The sequence below is a fragment of the Streptomyces sp. NPDC001492 genome, from assembly GCF_053597275.1.
In genome coordinates this window covers 1-2,438 of record NZ_JBSFHW010000114.1, presented here as the reverse complement: position 1 = coordinate 2,438, position 2,438 = coordinate 1, and the positions used below count along the sequence as shown (strand labels likewise).

Annotated in this window: 4 protein-coding genes; all 4 read left to right on the top strand. The window is 70.2% G+C overall.

Annotated features, from left to right (window positions below):
• Positions 1–94: 94 nt before the first annotated feature.
• The 4 genes from ACWC1K_RS50610 (at position 95) to ACWC1K_RS50595 (ending at position 2,396) form a co-directional block, all read left to right on the top strand.
• Positions 95–418 carry a hypothetical protein gene (locus ACWC1K_RS50610; RefSeq protein WP_450840987.1) on the top strand — a complete coding sequence of 108 codons (324 nt, stop codon included), beginning with the start codon at positions 95–97 and terminating at the stop codon, positions 416–418.
• Positions 419–712: 294 nt separating this feature from the next.
• A complete protein-coding gene (locus tag ACWC1K_RS50605; protein WP_450840986.1) occupies positions 713–1,612 on the top strand; it encodes a WhiB family transcriptional regulator in 900 nt (299 codons plus the stop codon).
• 47 nt (positions 1,613–1,659) lie between these two features.
• Complete coding sequence (locus tag ACWC1K_RS50600; RefSeq protein WP_450840984.1) at positions 1,660–1,956, top strand: hypothetical protein; 297 nt, start codon at positions 1,660–1,662, stop codon at positions 1,954–1,956.
• A complete protein-coding gene (locus ACWC1K_RS50595) occupies positions 1,956–2,396 on the top strand; it encodes a hypothetical protein (RefSeq protein WP_450840982.1) in 441 nt (146 codons plus the stop codon). Before ACWC1K_RS50600 ends, ACWC1K_RS50595 begins: the two co-directional genes overlap by 1 nt.
• Positions 2,397–2,438: the final 42 nt, after the last annotated feature.

The following is a 2,438-nucleotide window of genomic DNA, read 5'->3' as shown; positions in this document are numbered from 1 at the left end:
CTCGGGCCGCGGATCGCGCGGCCCCACAAGTCCCCTTCCTGGGGCACATCGCACCACCTCACCCATACCGGCTATCGCCGAACGGAGCCCTGTCATGTCCGAAATCGTCAACTGGCTGTCTGCTAACCCGATCCGCTGGGTCGTCCCGGCGGTCCTGCTCATCGCCGTGGTCGGGACTCCGCTGGCGTTGTGGTGGGAGAAGCACCACCCGAGCGTCCCGGAGCAGCGCAAGGGCAACCGTGCAACCGACGAAGCGGCTCTGGATGCTGCCGAGCTGGCGGAGACGGGCAGAGTCCGGCCGGCCAGGGACAGTCTGCGTACGCCGCCCATGGTGCTGGTGGATGCGGAGGAGTCGGCTCGGTGGGCGGCGTCGCGGATGGCGGAGGCCGCGCAGCGCAACGCCCTGTTCCACCCCTGACCGTTCCGTCTGGCACACCACCGAGGAGGTGAGCGTCGTGCCAGTAGTTCTGATGGTTGTGGCCGTGCTCGCCTTCTTGGTGGCGGGTGCGGCCTTGTATCGGCTGCATCGGTTGAGGCGCGCTCTGATCGCGGAGCGCGCTTCTGCGCGTCTGGCGGGTGGCATGCAGGCCCGTGACTTGGACGCGTTTCGTGCTCGCGTCAATGAACTCCTCCGGGAGCGTGCCGTCCTTGCTGAGGCGGAGCGCGTTCTGGATACCGCTCTCGCTACACACCGCCCGGAAGGGGGAGCCCCATGAGCCCCACTCGTATGTCGCCGCAGGATGCCGCCTATGTGGCGTGGACTGAGCACCGGTTCTTCAAGTACCGGGGGTGTGCCCCGGATCCGGATAATCCGCGGCTGGCCGTCGGCAGCGTGGAGCGTGACGGGAGGCCGGTGCAGGTGCCGTTGGATGCGTGGCACGGGCCGGATGTGGATGGTGGGGAGGAGCAGCGGGTTCGTCGGGAGCGGGTGGAGGCGGCGAAGGAGGTGTGTCTGAACTGTCCGGTGATGGTGCAGTGCGATGCGTACGCGGGCCTGGTGCCGTCGCGGGAGAAGGAGGTGCGGGGTGGTCGGACGACGGCGGAGCGGGGCCGGCTGGCTGGGGCTTCGGAGCCGAAGCGGCGGGCGCCGGTTCCGGTGTCGGATTCGTCGCTGAGGACGCCGCAGAAGCTGGCCGTGCTGGAGGCGTTGGCGGTGTCGGCGGATGAGTACTGGGTGGCGATGGAGACGGGGCTGGGGGTGCGGAAGGCGAATTGGCAGCGGGCGAAGCTGACGCACGGGCTGGGTTTGGGGGATGCGGCGTCGCGGATGGAGTTGCTGGGTGCGGCGGTGGCCCGCGGTCTGGTGGATGGCGGGCTGGTGGTGGCGGATGACGGGTTGGTGCCGGCGATTCCGTCGTCGACGCGGAAGCTGCTGATCGAGTACCGGCAGCATCTGATGGTGTGCCCGTCGGTGCCGGAGGAGGCGTGGGACTGGTCGCAGGCGTCCCCGTGGCGGCCGCCTCGGGGGCGTCGGGGGGTGTCGTTGCGGGCGAAGTTCCCGAACGTGGCGGGCCAGTTGTCGTTCGATGACGGTGGTGAGACGCCGCCTTCGGGGTGGGCGTATGTGCACGATCTGTTCCCGTCCGCTCCGGAGCTGGAGGCTGTGGCATGACGGAGCTGGTTCGTGCGACGTGCCCCGGATGCGGGCTCCCTCGCCAGGTGACCGTCGCTGGAGTGTTCCGCCGTCACCGCCGTGGCGGCATCACGTGCCCGGGCGCCGGGCAGCGGGCGCCCGGTGTCACCGCGCCCGCCTCGAACCGGGGGCCGTCCGGGCTGACCGGTCCGCCGCCGCCCGCCGAGCCCGCTGCGGGCCGTTCCTGCGACGGCGGGTACTGCGATGCCCCGTCGGTCGGCTGGCGTCTGTTCCGTGGCCAGCGTGAGTGGCTGCCCGTGTGCGGCCTGCACATGGACGGCCCGGCCGGTCGCACTCGTATTTACGACCCTGAGGAGTTGTGATGGCGACTACTCCGGAGACCGAGGCCACGGCGCCCGTGGATGCGTCGTACGCGGATGGCGTGTTGGCGGGGCGGGCGATGTCCAGCGCGGTGTTCCTAGCGGGTCTGATCGCGAACGGTCAGCTGGAGACCGCCGGGCGCCCGGACAAGCTGCCCGCGGATCTGTTCCCGCATGTGGATCCGGATGTGGTGCAGGCGATCTGGGACCGCGCTCTCGCGGTGGGCCTGCATGCGGGTCGGGTGTCTGCGTCGCCGCGTCTGTATCGGGATCAGATGGCGCGCGTGCAGGCGGAGTTCGAGCGGGTGGGCTACGAGGCGATGGCGCGGATGGTGGGGCGGTCGCGCAGGTTGGTGGCTCCGCATCCGGCGGACGGCGAGACGGCACGCGCGCGTGAACTGCGGTGTGACAAACGGACCAACGACACGGGGGAAGGGAGCTGAGACAGATGGGCACGTCAGCGGGTAGGCTTCGCCTAGCGTCAG